The sequence below is a fragment of the Selenomonas sp. oral taxon 137 str. F0430 genome (genome assembly GCF_000183625.1).
GTDB classification, from domain to species: Bacteria; Bacillota; Negativicutes; order Selenomonadales; family Selenomonadaceae; genus Centipeda; species Centipeda artemidis.
Genome location: NZ_AENV01000005.1, coordinates 448,352 through 473,639, shown reverse-complemented (window position 1 = coordinate 473,639; position 25,288 = coordinate 448,352). Strand labels below are relative to the sequence as shown.

Genomic DNA, 25,288 nt, shown 5'->3' with positions numbered 1-25,288 from the left:
GTAATCTCCTCTTTCACTCCGGCTTGATATGCCCGCTCTGATACGCACGCAGCAGTTCATGCAGGTCGGCGATCTCGGCGGCGATCACGGCGCCGCGGTCAGTGTCCCGCACGATGGTCTGCCGCGATTGGAGTTCGACGGTCTGCGAGACGGACTCGATGTCTTGGTTCTCCTTGAGCGCGTCTCTGACGCTCGCGATCTGTTGATGCTGGAGCAGGCGCAGGCCGCGCGAGTTGTAGATCAGCGTATAGCCGGAGATGCCCGTCTTGGCGCGGAAGGCGGCGGCGAATCCACCGTCGATGACGAGCGCGCGACCGCCCGCGCGCAGGGGGCTCTCCCCTTTTTTCACCTTGACGGGGACATGTCCGTTGATGATGTGCCCGCGCTTCGGGTCGAGGTCGAATTCCTCCAATATTTTCTCGCAGATGCGCTCGTCCTTGATCAGGCGGAAATATGGATCGGACGGCTCCTCCCATGTGCTCTCGTCGGCAATGAACGAGCGTTCAAAGGTCGTGAACGAGCGCCCCGATGTCGGCGCGAGCAGGCCGCACCACAGGAAATACATGAAGTCGAGCCCTTCCTGCGTGCGCGCGTTCCACGCTTCGCGCGCCTTTTCCTCGCAGAAATCCATCCATGCACGCCCGCGATATTCTTTTCCTTTATATGTGACGGTGCGGAACTCGCCCTCTTCGTCGAGGAGGACACAGGCGTGGAAGAGCAGGTTGCCGTTATAGCGCGTATACATACTGCCGCGCTGATAGAGATAGTCCACATGGCGCTGGAGCACTTTGCTCTCGAGGAAGTACGAGCGCAGATCCTCGATGATGTGCCGTTCCTCCTCGGTCAGCTCGTAGCAGTCCGTACCGTCGTCAATGGTCGGGAAATATGCGCTCTCTAGCTCAACGCGCCGCCCGTTTCCAAGCGTGACATAGGACGAGCGGAAGTCAATCTTATCGAGGAGCAGACGATCCTCCATGCGGAAATCCGGATTGCGGCGGATGAGCGCGCCCTCGAGCTTGAACATCATCATCGTTATGGCGCGCTCCGCCGCCTTGATCGGGTTTTCGTCCGGATAGATGCGCGAGGCAAATGTAGAGAGCGGACGCAGGCTGATGCCGTAGCCGCGTTCGAGGACGTCGGTATTGCGGTAGCGGAGAGAGTTGCGGATCACGCCTGCGATGCAAACCTCGCTGCCGAGCGCCGCGCCCATCCATAGAACGTCATGATTGCCCCACTGAATATCGACGGAGGGGTGCTCCATGAGGAGGTCCAAAATACCGTCAGGGCGGTCACCGCGGTCAAAGAAGTCACCGACGATGTGGATGCGCTCGACGGCAAGCCGCTTGATGAGGACACTGAACGCCTCGATATAATCCGTACCTCCGCCGATCTCAACGATCGTTTCGATGAGCTGCTTATAGTAAAAGAGCTGCGCCTCATCCTGCTCGGGACGCGTGTTCATCAGCTCGACGATGACGGACTCATAGCGTTTCGGAATGTAGCTGTATACCTTTGACGCAGGGAATTTCCAGCTCATGAGCTTCGTCAGCTCGAGGAGGTTCGCGAGGTTCTGCTGGTACCAAATCGCGGTATTCTTCCCCTCTGCCGCAAGCTGCTCAACTTTTTCGCGCGGATAGTAGATGAGCGTGCAGAACTCCGCCTTATCCTCCTCCGTCATGCGCTCGCCGAAGCAGTAGTCCACCTTTTCCTTGATGACGCCGGAACAGTTGTTGAGGATGTGAAAGAACGAATCGTACGCGCCGTGCAGGTCGCTCATGAAATGCTCCGTTCCTTTCGGAAGCATGAGCTGCGAGCGGAGATAGACGATCTTTTCGTAGACAATCTCCTTGGTCGGATATTTCTCCGCCATAAGGCGGAGCACCTTCTCCCGATTTGCCTCTTCATGATGCGTGTTCATGCCGCTTCCTCCTACAAAATTTTTCTACTCTTCTGTATTCTAACATTGAACCGAATTGATTTCAAATGAATAATCTGTTTCCTGATGCAAAAGCGACATAGTACGAAAGCTTCCGGTTGTATGATTTACCATATCACCGGCGTGTGAGATAAATTTGTCTCTTTCCCTCGCCTATGGTATAATTTTCTCGAAAAATTGTCGTTCAAAAAGGAGCCGAGTGTCCTTGAAAAAATATTTCTCGAGTTTTTTCCACTTCATCGGGAGTGTCATCCTCGCGTCGGTGGTCGCCGGCTATTGGTATGTCGCGGGCGATATGGCGCTCGAAACGGCGTCTGAGGTATTCGTCGGCGTGTTCCTCGCCGCGTCGCCGCTTCCCTTCATCCTATCACGCCGGCTCATCGCGCTGCGCATCAAGCGCTGCCTCAAGGCATCCGCCGTGACGTGCGGCAGAACCGCCGCTCTCACGGAGCTGATGCGTGTCGATACCGTTGCGTTCAACCGCAGCGGCACGCTGACGGAGGGCAGTGTGTTTATCTCAGGACTCGTCCCAGAGGGCATGACGCAAGGCTCTCTGCTCTCCCTCGCCGCAAGCGCGGAGCGCGAAGCGTCGCACCCATATGCACATGCGATCTACGATACGGCGGTGCAGCGCGGTCTGCACCTGCAGCGACACTCCGCTGCACGCGAAACCGAGAGCTTCGGCGTGGAGGCACTGATTGCACGTACACCCGTACGTGTCGGCAAGAAGGAATTTTTACAGGATGAGGATGTAGAGATCAGCGCCGCACTCCTCACCCGTGCCGATCAGCTCGCGACCAGCGGACAGACACCGCTCTTCGTCAGCTCAAGCAAATATGCGCGCGGCATCATCGCCGTACGCGACGACGTGCGTGCCGATGTCAGGCGCACGCTCGGCGAACTGCGGCGCCGCGGGCTCACCCTCATGCTGCTGACGGGCGAGACAAAGCGCCTTGCGAACGCTACGGGCAAGGAGCTCCACATCGCCGAGGTGCGCGGTGACCTCACCGCCGCAGACAAGGCGCGCGAGATCCGGCTGCTCCAATCGCGCGGCGCAGTCGTCGCAATGGTTGGGGATCCGGAGGCGGATCAGCCCGCACTGCGCGCCGCCGACATCAGCATCGGCTGCCCCTCCTCATTCATTCGCCCGCATGCGGAAACAGAAGAAAAAGATCCGCTGCACGAAGAACTTCTGCGCAGTTCTCTTGATGCCGACACCCCCGCGGCGCAGCCCGTCGAGCCTCTGATGCCGGCTGAGGATGCGGCATACTTCGAGGCTCAGGCGCTGCGCAGCCAGGGACGCACGGAGAACTATACCCCCGACATCATACTCGATGTACAGGGACTGCCGGGACTCGCCGCGCTCCTCGATGCCGGAGATGCCGCTCGTTCCCGCGCCAAACAAAACAGCGGGCTGGCATTCCTCTTCCTCCTTTTCTTCACCGTACTTGCGGCAGGTGCCCCCGCCTTCTTCGGAGGCATCGCACTTCCTTTCGTTTTCGTCGTTGGTTCGCTCGTTATAATGCTTGTTTTGCTCGCGGTAAATGCCCTAAGATAACGGCTATAATAAAAATTATTCTTATATAGTAAAATATATCAACTTAACTTGTATTTCATTTTGACCTATGATATAATTCATCCAATTCAGGGCTTTCGTCTTAAACATATAGACGAAAGCCCGGGGTATTATATTACAGGTCATTTTATTTTATCTTTTTAGGAGGGTTTTGGAAATGGAAGAAGTGCTGCTGTCGCGATGGCAATTTGCCATCACGACGATCTACCACTTTCTCTTCGTTCCGCTCACGCTCGGCATGGCGATTTTCGTTGCGCTGCTCGAGACGTGCTATGTGCGGACGAAGAATCCTGAGTGGAAGAAAACCTGCCGCAAGCTGCTGAATTTTTTTGGCACACTGTTTCTCATCAATTTCGCCATGGGCGTTGTTACGGGTCTTGTGCAGGAATTCCAGTTCGGTATGAACTGGTCGGAGTATTCGCGCTTCATGGGCGATATTTTCGGCGCACCGCTCGCGCTCGAGGCACTGACGGCGTTCTTCCTCGAGTCGACGTTCCTCGGCATTTGGATGTTCGGCTGGGACAAGCTCTCCGAGAAGGCGCACTGCGCGTGCATTTGGCTGGTCGCCATCGGCAGCAACCTCTCCGCGTTTTGGATTCTCGTCGCGAACTCGTTCATGCAGCATCCTGTCGGCTACACGCTTGCCAACGGTCGCGCGGAGATGGCGAGCTTTGGCGAGCTCATAACGAACCATTACATCCTCGGCGAGCAGTCACATACGCTCTTCGCGGGCATCACAACGGCGGGCTTTGTCGTCATGGCGGTCTCCGCGTGGAAGCTCCTCAATGACAGCGCGTCGCGCTATGCCTTTACGCAGGCGATCAAGGCGGGCGCGATCTACACGATGGTCGGCGTCGTGGGCGTCATCGCGAGCGGTCATTTCCACACGCAGTATCTGGCGCAGGCAAGCCCGATGAAGCTCGCCGCGATGGAGGCGCTGTGGGACACGGAAGATCCCGCGCCCTTTGCCGTTCTCGCCTACCCCAATATGGAACAGGGCAAGAACGATTTTGAGATCACGATTCCCTACATGTTCTCGTTCATGGTGCACGATAAGCCCTCGGGCGAGGTGCGCGGCATCAACGACCTGCAAAAGGAGGCGGTCGAGAAGTACGGTGCAGGCGACTACCGTCCGCACGTCACGCTCCTCTTCTACGCGTTCCGCGCGATGGTTGGCGCCGGGTTCTTCATGGTGCTCGTCTCGTTCCTCGTGTACTATTTCGCAAAGAAGAACAAACTGGAGTCGATGCAGAAACTCCTCTTTGCGCTGCCGTGGCTCGTCGTGATCCCCTTTATCGCGAACTCCGCAGGATGGATCGTCGCGGAGATGGGCCGTCAGCCGTGGCTTGTTGTCGGTCTGCAAAAGACGGTGGACGGCGTGTCGCCGAACCTCACCTCTCCTGAGATTTGGTTCACGATGCTCGGCTTCACCGTGCTCTATCTCCTGCTCATCGTGACGGCGCTCTACATCGCGTTCCGCTTCATCCGCCGCACGCAGATCACGGCGGCACCGGAAGGAGGCGCACAATAATGGATTACAATATTCTTTGGTTTGTCCTCATCGCCGTGCTCTTCACGGGGTTCTTCTTCCTCGAGGGCTTTGACTACGGCGTCGGCACGCTGCTCCATTTTATTTCAAAGGATGAAAAGGATCGCACGCAGATCATTCAGACCATCGGTCCCGTTTGGGACGGCAACGAGGTATGGATGATCACGGCGGGCGGCGCGATGTTCGCGGCGTTTCCGCACGTCTACGCGACGATGTTCAGCACGTTCTACATCGCGCTCTTCCTCATGCTCGTCGCGCTCATCCTGCGCGGCGTGGCGTTCGAGTTCCGTCATCACCGCGACGACGACGAGTGGAAACGCCGCTGGTCGTGCGCGCTGACGTTCGGCAGTGTGATCCCGGCGTTCCTGTGGGGCGTCGCCGTCACGAACCTCATCGCGGGACTCCCCATCGGCGCGAATATGGTCTATCAAGGCGGGTTCTTTGACCTCCTCACCCCCTATACCGTCGTCGGCGGCGTGACCTTCCTCTGCGTGTTCGCGTTCCACGGCGCGGCGTTCCTCTCGCTCCGCCTGACGAACACCTACCTGCTCGATCGGGCGCGCACGCTCGCGCTGAAATTCGGCGCGGCAGCGGCGGTCTTCTATGTGCTCTGCATGATCCTCACCTATACGGAGACGGATCTCTATGACAGCACGGTCGCGGGCGCGGCGCTCTTCGTCTCGGCGGTGCTCTTTGTCGCGGGACTCGGCGCGATGTATATGCGCGCACAAAAGCCGGCGTTCATCCTCGGCGGTCTCGCCATCGTCGGCACGACGGTCGGGTTCTTCGCGGGGCTCTTCCCGCGTCTCATGGTTTCGAGCCTCAATCCGGGCTGGAGTCTGACGATCCGCAACGCGTCGTCCACGGAGTACACGCTCTCGATCATGACGGTCGCAGCGGTAATCCTTGTGCCGATCGTCCTCATCTATCAGATTTGGACGTATTATATCTTCCGCAAGCGCATCACGCCTGAGAGCGCCGCACATACGGAGTATTGATCCCAAACGGATATGAAACGACGCATTCTATTTGATACGTTAAAGACACAAAAGAATATATTCTATGCGCGCATCGGCACCGAACTGATCAGTTCACTGCTCGTCGTCGCCGCCGCATGGGAAACCGCGTCCGTCGTGAACCTCGTGTTCATCGAGGGGCGCGGGAGCGCGGAAACAGCACCGGACCTCACGGTGCTGTTTTTGTGCCTGCTCTTCACGGCGCTCCTGCGTATGCCGAAGGCACGTCTTGAACGGCGGCTCTCCGATGCGGCGCGCCTATCCTGCCGCAAGAAACTCCACGCGGCGCTGCTCGCGGAACGGCACGATGTGTCGGGGCTATTGACGCTTGCGCTCGAGCGGGTCGATGCGCTCGATCAATATTTTCGCACGGTACTGCCGACGGCGATCTCGTTCGCTGTGCTCGTGCCGCTGATTCTCATCGTTGCGGCGATCCTCGATCCGCTCTCCGCCCTGCTCTTCCTCGCAACGCTGCCCATCGCGCCGTTCCTGCTCTACCTCATCGGGCGCGCGACGCGGCGCGCGAGCGAGCGGCAGTGGGACGAGATGTCACGGCTCACATCGGGATTTGGCGAGTTGATCCGTGCGGCGATGACGCTGAAGATCTTTCGCCGCAGTGAGGCGGAGGGCAAGCATCTCGCGCGCATGAGCAGATCCTTTTCCGAGGCGTCCCTGCGCGTCCTGCGGCTTGCGTTCATCTCCTCCTTTGCACTGGAGCTGATCACGACGCTCTCCATCGCGCTCATCGCCGTATCGATCGGTCTGCGGCTCGTCGAGGGCATGATGGATTTTTGGACGGCGTTCTTCGTCCTCATCCTCGCGCCGCTCTTCTATCAGCCGCTGCGCGAGGGCGGCATCGCGTTCCACGCGGCGATGGAGGCAAAGACTGCCGAGGAAGCCTTGCGCCCCTATCTCAGCCGCACAGTGCCCGCGGACGGCGCGCAAAGCCGCGTCCTCTCCCCGCCCGCACTCGCCGCGTCGGAACTCACCTACCGCTATCCGTTGACGGAAGAAGCCGTGCTGACGCATCTCTCCATCATATTTCCTGCCGGAAAACGGACGGTGCTCGCAGGGGCAAGCGGCACGGGAAAAACGACATTGCTCACCCTGCTCGCGGGGCTTGCCGCGCCGACGGAAGGAAGCGTCCGGATCACGGACGGCGCGGGCGCGGCGCACGCCTTTGATTTGGCAACGCTCTCGGAGAACACGAAGTGTGCCCTCGTCAGCTATGTGCCGCAAGAGCCGCATATCTTTGCCGCGACGCTCGCGGAAAACGTCACGCTGTGGCAGGAGAACCGCAGTCCGGAGGACGCCGCCGCCGCGCTCGAGGGCGCGGCGCTTGGCGACTTCCTGCGCGCCCTGCCGCAGAGACTCGATACCCCGCTCGGCGCAGGCGGGCATCCGCTCTCGGCAGGTCAGCGGCATCGTCTCGGCATCGCGCGTGCCCTCTGCGCCGCCCGCCCGGTCGTGCTCCTTGACGAGCCGACGGCGGGACTGGACGCAGAGACGGAAGAGCGCGTTCTCCAATCGCTGACGGCGTTCGCTCATCGGCGCACGCTGATCGTATCCTCCCATCGCCCCGCGGTCATGGCGTGGGCGGATGAAATCATTACGCTGGGAGGTGAGACGTGATGCAGACCGTGTCCGTTTTGCGCCGCCTGCTCGCCTTTGCCGCGCCCGCAAAGGCGCTCCCCGCGCTCCTTGCAGGAACGCTTGCTGTCCTATGCGCCGTGGGGCTCATCGGCACCGCCGCATGGATCATCGCAAGCGCCGCGCTCCGCCCGCCCCTCTCGGCGCTCGCCCTCGCCATTACGCTCGTGCGCGCCTGCGGCATCGGGCGCGCCGTGTTCCGCTATCTCGACCGCTGGTTCTCCCACGTGCTCGCCTTTGACTGCTATGAAAAGCTCCAGCGGGAGACCTATGCGCGTGCCGCGGAGACGATTCCCCTGCGTGCGGGGGGCGTGCGCGAGGGCACGTTCCTGCACGACCTGCTCACGGGCTGTGAGACACTGCGCGATTTCTACCTGCGCACCGTGCCACAGCCCGTCATCGCAGGGATTCTGACGGCGATGACCTGTGCCGCCCTCCTGCCGCTAACGACGCTCGGCGCGGCGGCTCTTGCCGCCGTCTTTCTGCTCCACCTCGTCCTCCCCGTGCTCATTCTGCGCGAACGCAGTCTGCGCGAGGAGAGCGCCGCCTACCGCGGCGTCCTGCTCGATCTCACGGCAGGGCGGGACGAGCTGATCGCGGCGGGGGCTATTCCACACGCGGAGGAACACCTCTCACGCGCGGCGTCCGCTTTTCAAAGCAGTACGCGGCGGCGCAGTCTGTCCCGCGACCGCCTCTTCTGCGCGCTCGACGTGCTGCGCACCGGACTTTGGATTGCGCTCATCATCCTGCTCATCCCGCACGTCGCGGCGGGAAATATCAGCGGTGTGGCATTCGCCGTATGGGTGCTCGTGCTCGAAGCGGTGCTCGCCGAGTATCGCCCCCTGCCTGCCGCCGCGCTCGGCATGTCCGAAGCACGGCGCGCGGCGGAGACGATTCTGCCGAACGGCAATGCCCCGGCACATACGGACACATCCGGCACATTGTTAAAAACCGCCGACGCTCCTCCCCCGGAAGCACAGACGGATGCTCCGCTCGTCGACGTACGGCATCTTTCCTTCGGCTATGATCCCGCGCTTCCCGTTCTGCGCGATCTCTCCTTTACCATCAAATGCGGCGAACATACCGCCGTCATCGGGGAAAGCGGCGCGGGCAAAACGACGCTTGCAAGCCTCATGCTCCGCCTATGGGAGTGCGACGGCGGGACAATCCGCTATCGCGGCGTTCCGGCACACGCGCTCTCGCTCGCCGAGACGCGCGCGCTCTTCGGCGCGGCGCTGCAAGGCAGCTATCTCTTCAGCACATCGATCCGCGATAATTTCATGCGCCTGCATGAGGGAATCACCGAGACGCGCATCCTCCGCGCGCTCGAAACGGCACAGCTCGCCGACGTCGTACGCGCCCTGCCCCGCGGCCTTGACGAACCGCTCGGCGAGAATGCGGCGCGGCTCTCGGGCGGACAGCGCAACCGGCTCCTCACCGCGCTTGCGCTTGCTTCGGACGCCCCCGTCCTCCTGCTCGACGAACCGACGGCGGGATTGAATGCGGAACTCGGCGAACGCCTCATCCGCGCCATCCTCACGGCGCTCAGCGCCGAAGGGCGCACACTTATTGTCATCACGCATGATCTGCCCTTGCTGGATCATATGAAACAGGTAATACGGCTATGAATCAAGAAATATTTCACCGGCTCGTCCACGTTGTTCTCGATCGTCTCGGCGCATCCGCGCCGCCCCACGATCTCTTTGCGGGCGGTGCGGACGATTGGCATTCGCGCGCGCGGCTCGCCCACTTCCTTTTACAGATGCCCGAGCACCGTGCCGACGGCATCGCGCTCCTCCAAAGTACTGCCGACGCGGAGGTCAACGAAGATCTCGCGCAGGATGTCGAGGAGAAGGTCTACGCGCTCCAAGCCCTTTCCGCCGCAGAGTCCGAGAACCCGGAGCTGCGCGACGCGGCGCTCGAACATATCAATCTGGCGATCGAGTGTGCCGAATCCACCGATTTTCTCTACAAATACATCCTGCGCGGCGAGCTGTGGGCGGATCGGTGGAACCTCATGCACAAGATGCAGATGACCGCGGAAGCCGAGCAGGAAGCGGACGAGCGCATCGCCGCCTTTGACGGACTGGACGCCGACGTGCCGCACAACAGCTATCTCTACTACGGCTATCGGTTCAAGGCGCACCTCGCCGCCGAGCGCGGCGTCCCTCTCGTCGCCAAGGACTATATGCACATGGCGATTCACGCGATGGAGATTCCGCCCGCCTGCGAACAGCCCCTCGCGGACGCCTTTGCAGCCGCGCACGAAAATGCCGCATGGATTCTGCGCGAAATCGACCGCGCAACGCCGAATCCGGAGACGCTGCACTGGGATATATAGAATAAGAAAGCCTTTTGCCATCGGCAGTGCCGTGAACAAAAGGCTTTTTCTATGTACATTTATCGTTTTTCCAAATCAATCAAGCATCCCAACGAAGATATCCGTTACCTGATCCGTTTCCGGATTAATTTTGAATACGATACCAAAATAACTGTATCCCGCATCGTAAAAACATGAAGTAACGCGCCGCTTATTATCATACCCCGTCTTCGTCGGTGTACCGTAGGCTCCCAGCACATCCATGCGTTTCATGCCTACGGAGATGCCCTTGGACGTCGCAATGCCGTTATTCGCGGTTGTCCCCATCACCTGAACAAAGTTCATATCATCGCTAAAGACAATATAAAATGAATCACCATACTCATACATCGGTAAATCATGCATGAGCGATCGAGTTATCCGTGTCGGCTCACCATAAACGCTTTTCACATACTCTGCATTGCTTCTTATTGTAATTCCGCCCAACACACAATCATCAATAGAAATTGAAGCTGCACAGAAGGACATGAGACCAAACGTAAAAGTAAAAGCAAGAATTGCCGCAAGCCATTTCATGATAAACTCCCTCCTTCATCATAAAATTCCATATGCAGGATATTTCGACATGATGCCTTAAAATCCTCTCATGACCACAATGCATGGTTTACCGATGTAAATAATAATCCGAGACAATATGCCGCCGCATAACGGAGCCGCCCTGCAATACGGTACGGCGACTCCATATATGCGGCCGATTTGCTACCGGTGATATTGGATGCAGAGCGCCCTGAGTTTTTGCGGGTCGAGTTGGAGGAGGTAGTCTTTTTTGAGACTCCAGCGCCAGTTGATGCCGACGGTACCGGGGGTATTCATACGCGCGCGCTCGTCGAGGGCAAGGAGATCCTGCATCGGGATAATCGCCATGCGCGCGTGTGATGCGTACGCCGTCTTGATGAGGCGCTTGCAGATGGTCTGCGGGCGGTCGGACGTTGTGCCGACCATGTTCGCGAGGGTCTCGCGCATCACCTCGTCGATGTCGTGCATGTACCAGCCGACGGTTGTGTTGTTGTCGTGCGTGCCGGTGTAGATGATCGTGTTCTCCGGCACGGCGAAACCAACGCGCCCCGCTTCGTTCGGCGCGAGCATGAACTGGATAATCTTCATGCCCGGGAATCCGCAGTCCTCGCGCAGTCGATCTACCTCGCTCGTAATGATGCCGAGATCCTCGGCGACGATGTCGAGCGTGCCGAGTTCTTTTTCGATCTCGTCAAAGAACACCTTGCCGGGTCCCTTGATCCAGCGCCCGTTGATTGCGGTCTCCGCCTTGCCGTCGATCGACCAATAGGACTCAAATCCGCGGAAATGGTCGATGCGGATGATGTCAACCTGCTCGCTGAGTTTACGGAAGCGATCCTTCCACCATGCGTACTGCTCCTTCGCCATGGCGTCCCAGTCATACTGGGGATTGCCCCAGAGCTGCCCGCTCGCGGCAAAGTAGTCGGGCGGTACGCCCGCAACGGTGTGCGGCGTGCCGTCCTCATTGAGGTCAAAGAGATGTGCGTGCGCCCATACGTCCGCGCTGTCCCGCGCGATGAAGATGGGCATGTCGCCAAGAATCTCGATTCCCTTTTTCTTTGCGTAGTCGTGCAGGCGGTTCCACTGCGTGTGGAAGATGTACTGCTTGAACCGGTCGAGCTCGATCTCATCCCGCTGTTTTTCGGCGAGTTCTTTGAGCGCGGCGGGATCGCGGCGGCGAATCTTCTCCGGCCACTCCGTCCACGGGGCGCGGTCGTATTCCTTTTTCGCCGCGTGAAAGAGCGCGTAGTCGTTCAGCCAGTAAGCCTCCATCGAGCAGAAGAGCCGATAGTCCTCATTGCCCTCGCTCTCCTCCCGAAACGCCGCGAACGCCTTCTCGAGCAGTTTTTTCTTAAACTGCTTGACGCGGTCGCAGTCGACGAACGCCGTATTCGCCTGGTAGGGCAGGAAGAGGTCCTGTTCCGTCAGCCAACCCGCCTCCACGAGCTGTTCCGGATCGATCATCATGATATTGCCCGCAAACGCGGAGATCGACTGATAGGGCGAGTATCCGTATCCGACGGGACTGAGCGGGAGAATCTGCCAGACCTTTTGCCCGGCCGCGGCGAGGAAATCGACGAAACGATACGCCTCTCTGCCAAAATCTCCCACGCCGTATTTCGACGGCAGCGACGTCGGATGGAGGAGCACGCCCGCCTTGCGCTCGTAGCGGCGCGGTTCTTTGCGTTCGCGCAGGAGGAGCCCGTAAAGCGGGGGGATCTTGATCCGCAGGCGGCCGCGCTCGACCTCGTAGGTGCGCGAGGGCTTGAAGCAGTCCTCGAACGTGCCGCAGGCAAAGTCGCTGACGTCCACCTCGATCGTGATGCTCTCCTCGGTATTGCGGTTGAACGCGGCGATGAATACGCCGTCCTCCTTCTCCCGGTTGAACACGTCGTAGCCGGAGCGGATCGTGCGCGCGTAGGCGAGGGCGTCGCCCGCCCCGTAAAGCGGCAGGATGTCGCCCGTGCGCAGGGCATCGTTCTTGTTGCGCATCTCGATGAACCGCTCCACCCAGCCGCGGATCTCCTTATTGCCGTGTGCCCAGTCGTAGGGGCGGCGGTTGAACGGGTCTTTGAAGCCCTGCATCCCGATCTCGTCGCCGTAGTAAACGCTCGGCACGCCGGGATAGGTCATCTGCCACAGCGTTGCCATGAGGAGCCGGCGCGATCCGAGGTCAAACTGCTCGGGCGTCATGCGCACGCGCGACTGCTCGATCGCGGGCATCCCCTCATAGTACGGCACGCCCGCGAGCACGGTGACGGCACGCTGTACGTCGTGACTGCCGATGAGGTTCATCATCGCATAGAGGTTTTCCTTCGGGTAGTTCTCGATCTGACTTGCGAGCCGCCGCGCCGTCAGAGCGCCGTCCGCACTCCCCGTGAGAAAATCAAAGAGGATCGTGCGCAGCGGGTAGTTCATCGCTGAATCCATCTCATTGCCCGAAAGGTATTCGCGCGGCGTGCCGTACGCGACCTTGTTCGACGCGTCCTCCCACACCTCGCCGATCATCACGGCATCGGGGTCGTGCTTTTTCAGCTCCGAGAAAAACGTCTTGGAGAACGTCGGCGGCAGCTCGTCGATGACGTCGAGACGCCAGCCGGCGATGCCCTCGTTCATCCAATGATGCAGAACGCTGTTCTCGCTCGTGATGATGAAGTCCATATAGGCGGGATCGGTCTCGTTGACGTTCGGCAGCGTGTCAAAGTTCCACCAGCAGTCGTATTCGTTCGGGTAATTCCGAAAGTGATACCACGAGTAATACGGCGACTCCTCGGACTGGTACGCCCCGAGCGAGCCGTACTGCGCGCGCCGGTTGAAGTAGATGCTGTTGCTGCCCGTGTGACTGAACACGCCGTCGAGGATGATGCGAATGCCGCGCGCACGCGCTTCCTTTACGAGCGTGCGAAAATCCTCGATGTCGCCGAGCATGGGGTCGATCTTATGATAGTCCCCCGTATCGTAATGATGGTTGCTCTCGGACTCAAAGACGGGGTTAAAGTAGATGCACGAGATGCCAAGATCGGCGAGGTAGTCGAGCTTGCCGACGATCCCCTTGAGGTTTCCGCCGAAAAAGTCGTAGGCGATGATCTCCTTCGTATCCGGGTCTTTGAGATACATGGGATCGTCCGTCCAGTCCGTCCGAATGACCGCGCCTTTCTTGCGGACGATCTCGTCCCCCGCGCGCGCGAACCGATCCGGGAAGATCTGATACATGACGGCGTTCTTGAACCAATCGGGCGTGTGCGCGCCCTTGTTGTAGATCGTCACCTGATACGAAGCGGGCGCGGTGCGGCTGAGCGTGCCGACGCCGCCGAGCATCTCTTCGTTGTTGCCGTAGAAATAGGTGCCGCTTTCCGCCGTGATGATGAAATAGTACCATAGGAGACAGCCGTGATCCGGCAGATTTACCCAACAGGTATAAAAATACTGCTCCCCCTCCGTGTCCTTCGTCTCAAGCGGAACAAGACGCTCCCCCGTCCGATCCTGCCACAGGCGCACGAGCACTTGACTGATCGGTTCATAGGTGCGGATGCGGATGCCGAGCCGCAGCCGCGCGCCCGCCTCCGCCGCTCCGACAATGGAACGGTAATAGATGTTTTGTGAGTTGTGCTCCACTTGATATTGTTCGAGCATAGCGCCTCTCCTTTCCCTGAAAATAAACGCACAGAAACCACCGATGAATCGAATGTTATCATTCGGGTGTATTCATCGGCGGTTTCCTGAATTTCGCGTCAGAGCAAACATTTCCATGCGCTGCACGCAATCGTCTCTTATGCCGGAGTCCCCTTATTCTCCGATCATGATGCGGTCGTAGAGTTTCTCGTAGTCCTTCGCCGCGCGCGTCCAGCTAAAGTCGCTGTGCATCGCGGTGTAGATGAGCTGCCGCCACTCGCGCAGGTTTGCATAGGCGGCGAGGGCGCGCTTCAAGGCGTACATCATCTCGTGCGCGTTGTATTCGTAGAAGAGGAAGCCGTTCCCCTTGTCGACATCCGCGCGGTCGAACTGCACGACGGTGTCCTTCAGCCCGCCCGTCTCGCGCACGACAGGGATCGATCCGTAGCGCATGGCGATGATCTGTCCGAGCCCGCACGGCTCGAACATGGACGGCATGAGGAAGATGTCGGACGCGGCATAGATGCGCTGCGCCAGCTCGTTCGAGAAGCGGATGTTGATGGACGCCTTGTTCGGGAACCGCCACGCGAGCTCCTTGAACCAGTCCTCATAGCCGCGGTCGCCCGTGCCGAGGAGGACGAACTGGACGTCCTCGTGCTGGAGGATCTCGTCGAGCACGCGCACGACGAGGTCGAGCCCCTTGTTCTCGACGAGCCGCGTAACCATGGCGACCATCGGCGTGCGGCGGTTCTCGGGGAGTCCCAGGTCGCGCTGGAGGCGCACCTTGTTGTCGCTCTTGCCCTCGACGGCATTTTTTACCCCGTAGTTGACGTAGAGGTTCGCATCCGTCTCCGGGTTGTAGATGCCGTAGTCGATGCCGTTGACGATGCCGGAGAGCGCGGCGCGGCGACTGCGCAGCAGACCGTCAAGATGCTCGCCGTAGTATTCATACTGAATCTCCTCGGCGTAGGTCTTGCTGACGGTCGACACATAGTCGGCGTAGATGATGCCCGCCTTCATAAAGTTCACGGCGTCAAAGAATTCAAAGTCGCCGTTGTTATAATACTGCCAATCAAGCCCCAGGACGTCGGTCATGACATCCTTCGGGAAGACGCCCTGGTACTTGAGGTTGTGGATGGTAAAGAGCGTCTTGATGCCCGTGTAGCGCGGATCGTCCATGTGCTCAAGGCGCAGGAAGACGGGGACGAGCGCCGCGTGCCAGTCGTTGGCGTGGATGATGTCCGGCCAAAAGTCGAGCGCGGGGAGGAAGTTCAGCACGGCGCGGCAGAAGAACGAGAACCGCTCCGCATCGTCGGGATACCCGTAAAATCCCTCGCGGTTATAATACTCCTCATTGTCGACGAAATAATAGGTCACGCCGTCCAATACATACTTGTCGATGCCGACGAATTTATCGCGCCACGCGACGTTCAGTACGCCGTCGTAGACGTGTTCCATGGAGCTGCGGATCTCCTCGGAGATCGCGCCGTATTTCGGCAAAATGACGCGGCAGTCGACCCCGTCCCGGACGAGCGCAGGCGGGAGTGCCCCAGCCACATCCGCGAGACCGCCCGTCTTAGCGAATGGAACTGCTTCCGATGCAACATATAGAACCTTCATCCCTATATCCTCCTTTGATCCGCGCGGGCGATGCCGTAATCATCCGCTCCGCGCGCCGTTTATATCTGTTTCGTGGCTTCTTTCTCTCCTATTCCCGCACGCGGGGGATGTATCTGTCTATCCCTTCGTGCTTCTTGCTTTTTGGGGCGCGTCTTCCGCACCCTGCGCCGTCTTGCGGACGGTCTTTTTCTTGACTGCGGTCATGCCCTGTGCGCCTACTTTCTCTGCGGCGGGCTTTTTCGCCGCCGCGCGCTTCTTCGGCGCGGGCTTTGCGTCGGCATCACTTTCTGCGGTGCTCTTCTTCGCGCTCTCACGTTTCTTCGGCGCGGGCACGGCGTCGGTATCCGCTGCGGCGGGTCTTTTCGCCGCCGTGCGTTTTTTCGGCGCGGGCTTTTCCTCTGCCGCGGTCTCTGCCTTTGCCTTCACCGCCCCTTCTTCTTCGGGGCGGGCTTAGCCCCCTCGTCCGCTGCGGTACTCTTCTTGCGGGCGGCCGCCGCTTTTGGCTTAGCGGACGTTACTTTTTTTTTGCAACGGCATCGGCGATCTCGGGCAGCTTGCTGACGGGCGTACCCGCCCCGCTCTGCCGTTTCAGCCGGTAGAATGTAGATGCGAGCGGCGGGACGGTGATGACGATGGACTGCTCGCGCCCGTGATACGCATAGTCCTCGCTCACAAGATCCCCCGCATTGACGACGCCGCTGCCGCCGTACGCCTCCTCGTCCGAGTTGAACACCTCGACGTATGTGCCCTTCGTCGGCACGCCGATGCGGTAGCCCTGATGCACCTCGGGTGTGAAGTTATGCACACAGACGAGGAAGTCGCTCGGATCGTCCGCGCGGCGCACGAGCGCGATGATGCTGTTCTCATTGTCATTGCAGTCGATCCACTGGAACCCGCTCCAGTCGAAATCCACCTGCCAAAAGCATGTATTTTCGACGTAAAACTTATTGAGCGCCTTGGAATACGCAAGCATCTTCGTATGCATCGGGTACTGCTCCACCAGATGCCAGTCCATGCTGTCGTCAAAGTTCCACTCAATGAAATGACCGAACTCACCGCCCATAAAGAGCAGCTTTTTCCCCGGATGCGCGATCCAGTAGCCAAAAAACCCGCGCAGTCCTGCGAACTTCTGCCAGTAGTCGCCCGGCATCTTTTCAATAAGCGAGCGTTTGCCGTGCACGACCTCGTCGTGCGAGAGCGGAAGGACGAAATTCTCGGAGAACGCATACATGAGTGAGAATGTGATCTTGTCCTGGTTCCACTTGCGGTAGATGGGATCGAGGCTCACATAGTCGAGCATATCGTTCATCCAGCCCATGTTCCACTTGTAGTTGAAGCCCATGCCGCCCATGTAGACGGGCTTCGAGATGAGCGGCCACGAGGTCGACTCCTCGGCGATCATCAGCGCATGCGGATGATACTTGAAGATCGTCTCGTTGAGCTTTTTGAGGAAATCCATCGCCTCGAGGTTGCCCGTGTCGCCATATTTGTTCGGCTGCCACTCGCCGTCCCTGCGCCCATAGTTGAGGTACAGCATGTTCGCGACCGCGTCGATGCGCAGTCCGTCGATGTGGAACTCCTCGAGCCAAAAGAGAGCGTTCGAGATGAGGAAGCTCTGCACCTCCGTCCGCCCGTAGTCAAAATTCGTCGTACCCCACTCGCGGTTCTCCGCGCGCGTCTCGTTGTCGGATTCGTAGAGGTTCTTACCGTCAAACCGGCGCAGCCCCTGCTCGTCCTTGCAAAAATGCCCCGGCACCCAGTCCATGATGATGCCGATGCCGTTTTGATGCGCAGTGTCGACGAGATAGCGGAAATCGTCAGGTGTGCCGTAGCGGCTCGTCACGGCGAAATAGCCCGTCGCCTGATAGCCCCACGAGCCGTCGTATGGATGCTCGCAGAGCGGCATGAATTCGATGTGTGTGTAGTTCATATCCTTGACATAGCCGATCAATTGATCCGCCATCTCACGATAGGAGAGGTATTCGCCCTCGAGCGTGCGCCGCCATGAACCGGCATGGACTTCGTAGGTGAGCATCGGACGCTCGTACGACGTTTCGCGCGCCTTTTGCTCCTGCCACGCGCCGTCCTGCCATTCGTATTTCGTCATGTCGTACGTGCGCGACGCCGTCTGCGGTTTTTTCTCCGCATAGAACCCGTAGGGATCCGCCTTCATGATGCGCGGTCCGCCCCACTGCGGCTCGATGGCGTATTTATAGATCTCGCCCTCGCCGAGTCCCTCGACAAAGGTCTCCCAGATCTCGCCGTCGGCAATACGGTTCATCGGGTTCAAAAGGGCATTCCAATCATTGAACACGCCGACAACACTGACGGCTTTCGCGTTCGGCGCCCACACCGTAAAGCGCACGCCGCGTTTTCCGTTCCGCTCGAGGAAATGCGCACCCAGCATCTCCTGTGCATGATAATTTGTCCCCTGATGAAAGAGGTAAAGATCAAACTCACTTAACGCTGATGTTTTCACAAAATCCCCTCCTAAATATGATCTGAAAGCGGCTGTTACGAGATGACGACGGGGTGGATATCCCAAATATCCCGCGCATATTCATCAATCGTACGATCGGACGAGAACCCGCCCGAGTGCGCGACATTCATTGCCGCCGTGCGTGCCCAGCCGTCCTTGTCCTTGAAGCGGCGCATCACCTCCAGGCGCGCGTCGTCATACGCGTTGAAATCCTTCAGGATGAAGAACTCGTCGTTCGCGTGCAGGAGATAGTCGTAGATGGAACGGAAATCTCCGTAAGTGCCGTCGACCAGTTGGTTCATCACCGTGCGCACCTTCTCGTTCGCATGGTACTCATCCCACGCGGAGTAAGTGCCGCCCGCATAGTAATTCATAACCTCTTCGGCGCGCAGGCCAAAGATGACGCAGTGATCGTTTCCGACCGCCTCGCGGATCTCGACATTCGCGCCGTCGAGCGTGCCGAGCGTGATGGCGCCGTTCATCATGAACTTCATATTGCCCGTGCCGGATGCCTCCTTCGACGCCGTCGAGATCTGCTCGCTGACGTCCGCCGCGGGGTAGACCAGCTCACCGATGGAGACACCGAAGTTCTCAATGAAGATGACCTTCATGAACTTCGAGACATTTGGATCGTTATTGATCTTCTCCGCCACAGTATTGATGAGACGAATCGTCTCCTTTGCAATGTAGTAGCCGGGTGCCGCCTTGCCGCCAAAGAAATAGGTGACGGGCTGCGAGAGGAACGCAGGATCGCTCTGCGCGCGGTGATAGCGGTACATGATGTGCAGGATGTTCATGAGCTGGCGCTTGTACGAGTGGATGCGCTTCACCTGAATATCGAACATCGAATCCGGGTTCAGCTTTATCCCGTTGTGCTGTTCGATGTAGCGGGCAAGCCCCTCGCGGCGCAGATGCTTGATCTTCATCAAACGCTCGCGGAACGACTTGTCGTCCACATAGTCGTGCAGCCCGCGCATCTGCTCCGGGTGGCGGTGCCACGAATGACTGCCGAGCACCTCGTCGATAAGTGCCGACAACTCCGGATTTGCCCCCATGAGCCAGCGCCGATGCGTGATGCCGTTCGTCTTGTTGTTGAACTTGCGCGGCGTGTAGTCATAGAAATCCTTGAGCGTCGTGGATTTCAGAATGCCTGTGTGAATCTTCGCCACGCCGTTGACACTGTGCCCGCCGACGACGGAGAGGCGTGCCATGTGCACAACGCCGTCCTGAATGATGGAGAGCGCGCGTACCTTTTCCTCGTTGCCGGGGTAGCGGCGGCGCACCTCCTCAAGATGGCGGCGGTTGATCTCGTCGATGATCATATAGATGCGCGGGAGCAGGGGACGGAACATGTCAATGCTCCACGTCTCAAGCGCCTCCGGCATGATCGTGTGGTTCGTGTATGCGATCGTGTCGCGCGTGATCGCCCACGCATCCTCCCAGGTCAGCTGTTCCTCGTCCACAAGGATGCGCATCAGCTCCGCCACGCAGAGTGCCGGATGCGTATCGTTGATATGTATGCCGATCTTCTTGCCAAAATCGTAGATGCTCATCCCCGTCTTCTTGTAGTGACGCACAATGCTCTGTACGCCCGCAGAGACGAAGAAGTATTCCTGAATGAGGCGCATGCGGCGCCCTTCGTATGTGCTGTCGTCGGGGTAGAGGTAGCGCGTGATCGCCTCGACGAAACTGCGGTAGTCGTTGCGCTGCTGGATCTGCTCCTGCGTCAGCATCCCGTAGTCGGAGAAATCGCGGTTGACCTCCGCGTTCCACAGCCGGAGCGTGTTGACTGTCGCGTTGTGATAGCCGACGATCGGCATATCGTACGGCACCGCCATGACAATCATGGGATCCTCGTGCACGAGCTCTAGTTTACCGCCGCCAACATCACGCATGTACGCATTGCCGCCGAATTTGACATCGACGGATTTATCCGGCTTGCGGTACTCCCACGCAAAACCGTCGCGCAGCCAGTTGTCCGGGATCTCGACCTGGTTGCCGCCGACGATCTTCTGCTCGAAGAGCCCGTACTGATAGCGGATGCTGCATCCGTGTCCCGGGAGGCGATGCGCCGCGAGCGAGTCGATGAAGCAGGCGGCGAGACGACCGAGACCGCCGTTTCCAAGCCCCGCGTCAGGTTCTGCCTCGTAGGCGTCACTGAGCTTGAGGTGAAAATCCTCAAGCACTTCTTTGAGCGCTTCTTCAATGCCAAGATTGATGAGGTTTGCCTTGAGCAGGCGCCCCAGCAGGAACTCGATGGAGAAATAGTAAATCTGCTTTTCCCTGCGCTCGGAGTATTGCTTATTCGTCTTGACCCAGTTGTCCGAAATGGACTGCTTGGCAGTCGCGGCGACCGTCTTGTAGATTTCGATCTCCGTCAGCTGATCCACATCACGCCCGAACATAACGTGTGCCGTCGTGATGAACCTGCTCTTCAAGATTTTCTTCATTGTGTCAAGCGCTTTCCCCTTAGGGCTTGTAACATGATCCTTTTGTGCCAAATCGTCCACTCCTTTTCCAAAAGCGTCGTCCCCTATCCCTCGCCGCACATGCGACATCCCCATGAGAGTCCCCGGGAAACAAGAAGCCGCTAAAGCACCTTCCCGCCCCCTGCAGGCGGGTGAGAAATGACTCTAACGGCAAAACATGCTGTGTTAAATCGTGATATTCTTCTTGATGACAAGGGGATACTCCTGTGCCCCCTTGAGCCATTTTTCTGCCGTGATGACGACATTCTTGTCGCAGACGACGTTCTCGACGAGCGCGCCGTCGCGGATATCGCATTTCTGCATAATAATGGAATTTTTGATCTTCACATCCTTGCCCACCTTAACCCCGCGGAACAGGATGCTGTTCTCCACTTCACCGCGCACGACGCAGCCGTTCGCAATGAGCGAGTTCGTCACCTTCGCCGTCTCCTTGTACTGCACCGGCACACCGTCCTTGATCTTCGTGTAGATGGGGCGATCTCCCATGAAGAGGCTCTCCCACACCTCCGGATCGAGAATCTCCATGTTCGCACGGTAGTAGGTGGACATCGAATCCACATGCGCCATGTAGCCGTCGTGCTCGTGCGCAAACATCGTATAGTCTGCCGCTCGGCGAATGATGCCGTCGAGGACAAAGTCCTGCCCGCCGTGCTCGTAAGCATAGCGTACAATGTCGACAAAGGAGCGCTTATCCATGAGATAGATGCCCATCGACACCTTCATTCCTTGATAAGCGACGGGCTTTTCTGCAATATCGCGCACGAGCCCGTTTTCCGCCGTCTCAATGACAATGTTGTTGCCCGTATTCTCATCGATCGTCGTATGCGAGACGAGCGTAATGTCCGCGCCCGTATTCTGATGAAACCGCAGTATCTTGTCAAAGTCTATATTATAGACAAAGCTGCCGTTTGTCAGCAAAATATAGCGCGCTGACGAGTGTTCAATGAAGTCAAGATTGTGATAAAAATTCTTGAGATCTCCCTTGCGCCGCATCGCGTCCTCCTGCGAGGCAGGAAGGTAGAACAGGCCGTCGTGGCGACGTGCCAGATCCCAATCCTTTCCCGAACGCAGATGATCGAGCACAGAACGCGGCTCGTCGGGCAGCATAATACCAACCTTGTTGATGCCGGAGTTGACCATGCTTGAGAGGGCAAAATCGATCAGACGATAGCGTCCGGCGAAGGGAATGGACTCAACGGCGCGGCGATCGGCAAGCTCTCGAATGAGGCTGCCGTCCTCCTGCAGGTTGATGAGACCCATGACACTGTTCATTGCTTTCACTCCATTCTCTTCCGAACCGTCAGCCGACGCGCTGCTGAGATGCCTCCGAAAGCACCGTCTCGCCCTCGGGGATCACGGTGATCTGCGTCTCCTCACCAACGACCTGCGCGCCGGACTCGATCAGAGCGTTCTGCGCAAGGATCGTGTAGTCGACAAGCGCCCCATCCGCAACGACTGCTCCCGGCAGGAGCACGGAGTTGCGTACCACAGCACCCTTGCCGACGCGCACGCCCGGGAAAATCACCGAGTTCTCGACCGTGCCGAGAATCATCGCCCCCTCGCTGATCATCGAGCGCGTGATCTTTGCGTCTCTTCCGACAAACTGCGGCGGCATGGAGGGATTGAACGAGTAGATGCGCCACTTGCCCGACAACTCAAACGGCGGCTCGTCCTGCAGGAGATCCATGTTCGCCTGCCACAGGCTCTCGATCGTCCCGACGTCCTTCCAGTATCCGTTGAAGGCGTAAGAATACAGCCGCCCCTCGTCGGCGAGCATCTTCGGGATGATGTCCTTGCCGAAGTCGTGGCTCGACGTCTCGCTCTTTGCATCCTCCGTCAGATACTTCGCAAGATAGTCGCGGTTGAAGATATAAATACCCATCGAGGCGAGGTTGCTCTTCGGCTTTGCCGGTTTCTCCTCAAACGCGACAATCCGTCCGCTCTCGTCCGTATTCATAATGCCGAAGCGCGGCGCCTCGTCCCACGGCACTTCGAACACGCCGATCGTCGCCTGTGCCTTGCATTTCTTGTGATGCTCGAGCATCCACGCATAGTCCATCGTGTAGATGTGGTCGCCCGACAGAATGAGCACGTAGTCGGGATCCGACATATCGATGAAATTGAGGTTCTGGTAAATCGCATCAGCCGTACCGCGATACCACTCCGCCCCCTTTTCGCGCGCATAGGGAGGCAGGACGAAAAGCCCGCCGTCGCGTTTGTCGAGATCCCACGCGCTGCCCGACCCGAGATACTGGTTCAGCTCGAGCGGCCGGTACTGCGTGAGAACGCCGACCTTTTCGATCCCCGAATTGACGCAGTTGCTCAGCGGGAAATCAATGATGCGGTACTTCCCCCCGAACGGTACCGCGGGCTTTGCGACGCGCTTTGTCAGCGCGCCAAGGCGGCTGCCTTGACCGCCTGCAAGAATCATTGCCAAGCACTCTGTTTTTTTCATAAGGTATTTCTCCCCTCACGGATACCGGCCGGGCGGTATCCCCATGATATATGCTATGGCAAATCGGTCGGACTCGACGTACATCCGTCCGATACACCGTGTTTCTAGCTCATTTACAATCGTTCTCTTCATTTTGAGTTGCAGTTTGCATATCCTCCTTCCTACCTTATTTATTATATATCTTGATAACTAAATTCGATAAATACGTCCGATTTCCTGCAAAGCTTTGTCGTACTTTCACCGTTTTTTTCAATTTATAATTGAGGACGGTAAAATCGTCCTAAACGGATATATTTTTATTTATATGTGCATTATTTTTGTTTATTGGAATGTGAAAATTACGCCTGTGGAAAAAAAGATTGCAATTTCCATACCCGTATGATAGAATAGCCGAGTACATTTTTCGTCGAGGGGGTGAACGAATTGCCGAATATCAAAGCTTCTATCCTGAGTGTAAAGTCTGACGCCAAGCGTCGTGCGCGCAACGTCGCGGAGAAGACGCGCGTTCGCCGCGCCATCCGCAGTGTCAACGACGCCGTTGCTGCCGGCAATGCGGACGAGGCGAAGAACCTCCTCGTCGCAGCATACAAGTCCATCGATCAGGCGGCTGCCAACAACGTCTATCATAAGAATGCCGCAGCCCGCAAGAAGTCGCGTCTCGCCAAAAAGGTCAACGCGCTGGCACAGTAATCATAGAAAAACACCGTTTCGAATCATCGGAACGGTGTTTTTGTTGCGCCGGACGTGATGAGGGATTTTGGCGCATCACTAGGGTTACGGCATAAGGGCGTACCTGACGCGGGATTTTGGCGTCCCCCCCTCGTCACACTAGGAGATGCGTCGGAAAACATGCATACCGACACAAGCTTGAAGTAAACACAGCGCCGCCAAAATCCCAAATGCAGCCTGCAAATTCACCAGATGCGAGACAAGGCCGATCGCTGCGGGACCTGCGAGGATACCGAGGTAGCCCATCGTACTCACGGCAGAAACCGCCGCGCCGATCGGCATAACGTTCTGTTTCCCCATGAGAGAGAAAAAGACCGGAACAATATTCGCCGCCCCGATACCGATCGCAAAGAACCCCGCATAGGGGAGCGCATCCACAGGCGCGAACATAACGAGCAAAATACCGGCGCACGCGAGCAGAGCGCCCCCCACGGCAACCCGACGCTGCCCGAGCCGCTGCACGACGGCATCGCCAAGGAGACGCATGAGGAACATCGCCGCCGAGAACACCGAGAACCCTACGCCCGCGAGCGCAAGATCAAACCCGCGTACCGTCGTCAGGTAAACGCCGCTCCAATCCATCACCGCTCCCTCGCTGAGAAACGCAATAAACGCCGCGATGCCGATGAATACAATGATACCGCGCGGTATGGCGATGAGCCTGCCGCCCCCGCCGCCGTAGGGGATCAACCGGCTGCCAAACAGCCCCGTAAAGAGGAGAATAACGCCCGCCGCAATCAGCGTCGACTGCATCGGAGTCAGCCCCATCGCCCCGACCCAGACACCGTACAGCCCCGCGCCGACAAACCCGCCGATGCTCCAAAAGGCGTGCGTTCCGCTCATAATGCGCCGCCCAATGCCTTGCTCGACAATCACCGCCGCAACATTGATCACGACGTCCACACATCCCATCAGCGCGCCGAAAAGCAGAATCACCGGAACGGCGAGCAAAAGAGAATCGACCGCGCAGATTGCAACGAGTACCGCCACATAAACGACTGCCGTCACCGTCAGCACTTTGCGGCATCCAAGCCGCGTGGAGAGCGCCCCCGCCAGCGGCATTGTCACGAGCGATCCAATCCCAACGCAGAGCAGCAACATACCGAGCACATCGTCGCCGATGGCGAGCCGTTCCCGCAGGAGCGGCACAAGCGGCGCCCACGATGCCGACCCGAATCCCCCGATAAAGAAAAAAGCGCGCACCGCATGTACCTGTGCGTTACCGATATTTTTGTATTCCCCCATAGTCCCGCCCCTTTCCAAAAAACTCCTGCTATTCTA

General features: G+C 58.5%; 15 protein-coding genes and 1 pseudogene. 7 read left to right on the top strand and 9 right to left on the bottom strand.

Translation table 11 applies throughout. The features are described from left to right. Positions 1–13: 13 nt before the first annotated feature. Positions 14–1,918, bottom strand: coding sequence for a fructose-bisphosphatase class III (locus HMPREF9162_RS03495; protein ID WP_009752497.1), 1,905 nt, complete (start codon positions 1,916–1,918; stop codon positions 14–16). 223 nt (positions 1,919–2,141) lie between these two features. Here HMPREF9162_RS03495 and HMPREF9162_RS03490 point away from each other — a divergent pair, with 223 nt between their 5' ends. The 6 genes from HMPREF9162_RS03490 (at position 2,142) to HMPREF9162_RS03465 (ending at position 10,068) form a co-directional block, all read left to right on the top strand. Further along, positions 2,142–3,494 (top strand): HAD-IC family P-type ATPase, encoded by a 1,353-nt coding sequence (locus HMPREF9162_RS03490; protein WP_009752549.1) that lies wholly within the window; start codon positions 2,142–2,144, stop codon positions 3,492–3,494. 175 nt (positions 3,495–3,669) lie between these two features. Next, on the top strand, positions 3,670–5,043 hold the full coding sequence (locus tag HMPREF9162_RS03485; protein WP_009752511.1) for a cytochrome ubiquinol oxidase subunit I: 1,374 nt from the start codon (positions 3,670–3,672) through the stop codon (positions 5,041–5,043). Beyond that, on the top strand, positions 5,043–6,059 hold the full coding sequence (gene cydB / locus HMPREF9162_RS03480) for a cytochrome d ubiquinol oxidase subunit II (RefSeq protein WP_009438216.1): 1,017 nt from the start codon (positions 5,043–5,045) through the stop codon (positions 6,057–6,059). The genes HMPREF9162_RS03485 and cydB overlap by 1 nt, the downstream gene beginning before the upstream one ends. Positions 6,060–6,071: 12 nt before the next feature. Further along, positions 6,072–7,709: a thiol reductant ABC exporter subunit CydD gene (gene cydD / locus HMPREF9162_RS03475; RefSeq protein ID WP_009438259.1), complete on the top strand. Its 1,638-nt coding sequence runs from the start codon at positions 6,072–6,074 to the stop codon at positions 7,707–7,709. Beyond that, entirely contained in the window at positions 7,709–9,355 is a 1,647-nt protein-coding gene (gene cydC / locus HMPREF9162_RS03470) for a thiol reductant ABC exporter subunit CydC (RefSeq protein ID WP_009752738.1), read from the top strand. The genes cydD and cydC overlap by 1 nt, the downstream gene beginning before the upstream one ends. Then, positions 9,352–10,068: a hypothetical protein gene (locus HMPREF9162_RS03465; RefSeq protein ID WP_009752592.1), complete on the top strand. Its 717-nt coding sequence runs from the start codon at positions 9,352–9,354 to the stop codon at positions 10,066–10,068. Before cydC ends, HMPREF9162_RS03465 begins: the two co-directional genes overlap by 4 nt. A 75-nt stretch (positions 10,069–10,143) precedes the next feature. Here HMPREF9162_RS03465 and HMPREF9162_RS03460 read toward each other — a convergent pair whose 3' ends face one another. The 7 genes and pseudogenes from HMPREF9162_RS03460 to HMPREF9162_RS03430 all read right to left on the bottom strand — a co-directional run bounded on the left by HMPREF9162_RS03460 (position 10,144) and on the right by HMPREF9162_RS03430 (position 23,278). Further along, positions 10,144–10,623, bottom strand: a complete 480-nt coding sequence (locus HMPREF9162_RS03460) for a hypothetical protein (protein ID WP_009752551.1) — start codon at positions 10,621–10,623, stop codon at positions 10,144–10,146. Between the two features lie 183 nt (positions 10,624–10,806). Next, entirely contained in the window at positions 10,807–14,256 is a 3,450-nt protein-coding gene (gene malQ / locus HMPREF9162_RS03455; RefSeq protein ID WP_009752755.1) for a 4-alpha-glucanotransferase, read from the bottom strand. 153 nt (positions 14,257–14,409) lie between these two features. Further along, positions 14,410–15,855: a glycogen synthase GlgA gene (gene glgA, locus HMPREF9162_RS03450; protein WP_009438235.1), complete on the bottom strand. Its 1,446-nt coding sequence runs from the start codon at positions 15,853–15,855 to the stop codon at positions 14,410–14,412. 117 nt (positions 15,856–15,972) lie between these two features. Continuing rightward, positions 15,973–18,334, bottom strand: a pseudogene (gene glgB / locus HMPREF9162_RS03445) (1,4-alpha-glucan branching protein GlgB). A 35-nt stretch (positions 18,335–18,369) separates the two neighbouring features. Further along, on the bottom strand, positions 18,370–20,898 hold the full coding sequence (locus HMPREF9162_RS03440; protein WP_009752687.1) for a glycogen/starch/alpha-glucan phosphorylase: 2,529 nt from the start codon (positions 20,896–20,898) through the stop codon (positions 18,370–18,372). 90 nt (positions 20,899–20,988) lie between these two features. Further along, complete coding sequence (gene glgD, locus HMPREF9162_RS03435) at positions 20,989–22,095, bottom strand: glucose-1-phosphate adenylyltransferase subunit GlgD (RefSeq protein WP_037350123.1); 1,107 nt, start codon at positions 22,093–22,095, stop codon at positions 20,989–20,991. Positions 22,096–22,123: 28 nt separating this feature from the next. Beyond that, complete coding sequence (locus HMPREF9162_RS03430; protein ID WP_009752543.1) at positions 22,124–23,278, bottom strand: glucose-1-phosphate adenylyltransferase; 1,155 nt, start codon at positions 23,276–23,278, stop codon at positions 22,124–22,126. Positions 23,279–23,701: 423 nt separating this feature from the next. Between HMPREF9162_RS03430 and rpsT the strand changes: the two genes are divergently transcribed. Next, positions 23,702–23,968: a 30S ribosomal protein S20 gene (gene rpsT, locus HMPREF9162_RS03425; RefSeq protein ID WP_009438217.1), complete on the top strand. Its 267-nt coding sequence runs from the start codon at positions 23,702–23,704 to the stop codon at positions 23,966–23,968. Positions 23,969–24,106: 138 nt separating this feature from the next. On the opposite strand, the gene HMPREF9162_RS03420 is transcribed toward rpsT, so the two are convergent. Further along, positions 24,107–25,252 carry an MFS transporter gene (locus HMPREF9162_RS03420; RefSeq protein ID WP_009752715.1) on the bottom strand — a complete coding sequence of 382 codons (1,146 nt, stop codon included), beginning with the start codon at positions 25,250–25,252 and terminating at the stop codon, positions 24,107–24,109. Positions 25,253–25,288: the final 36 nt, after the last annotated feature.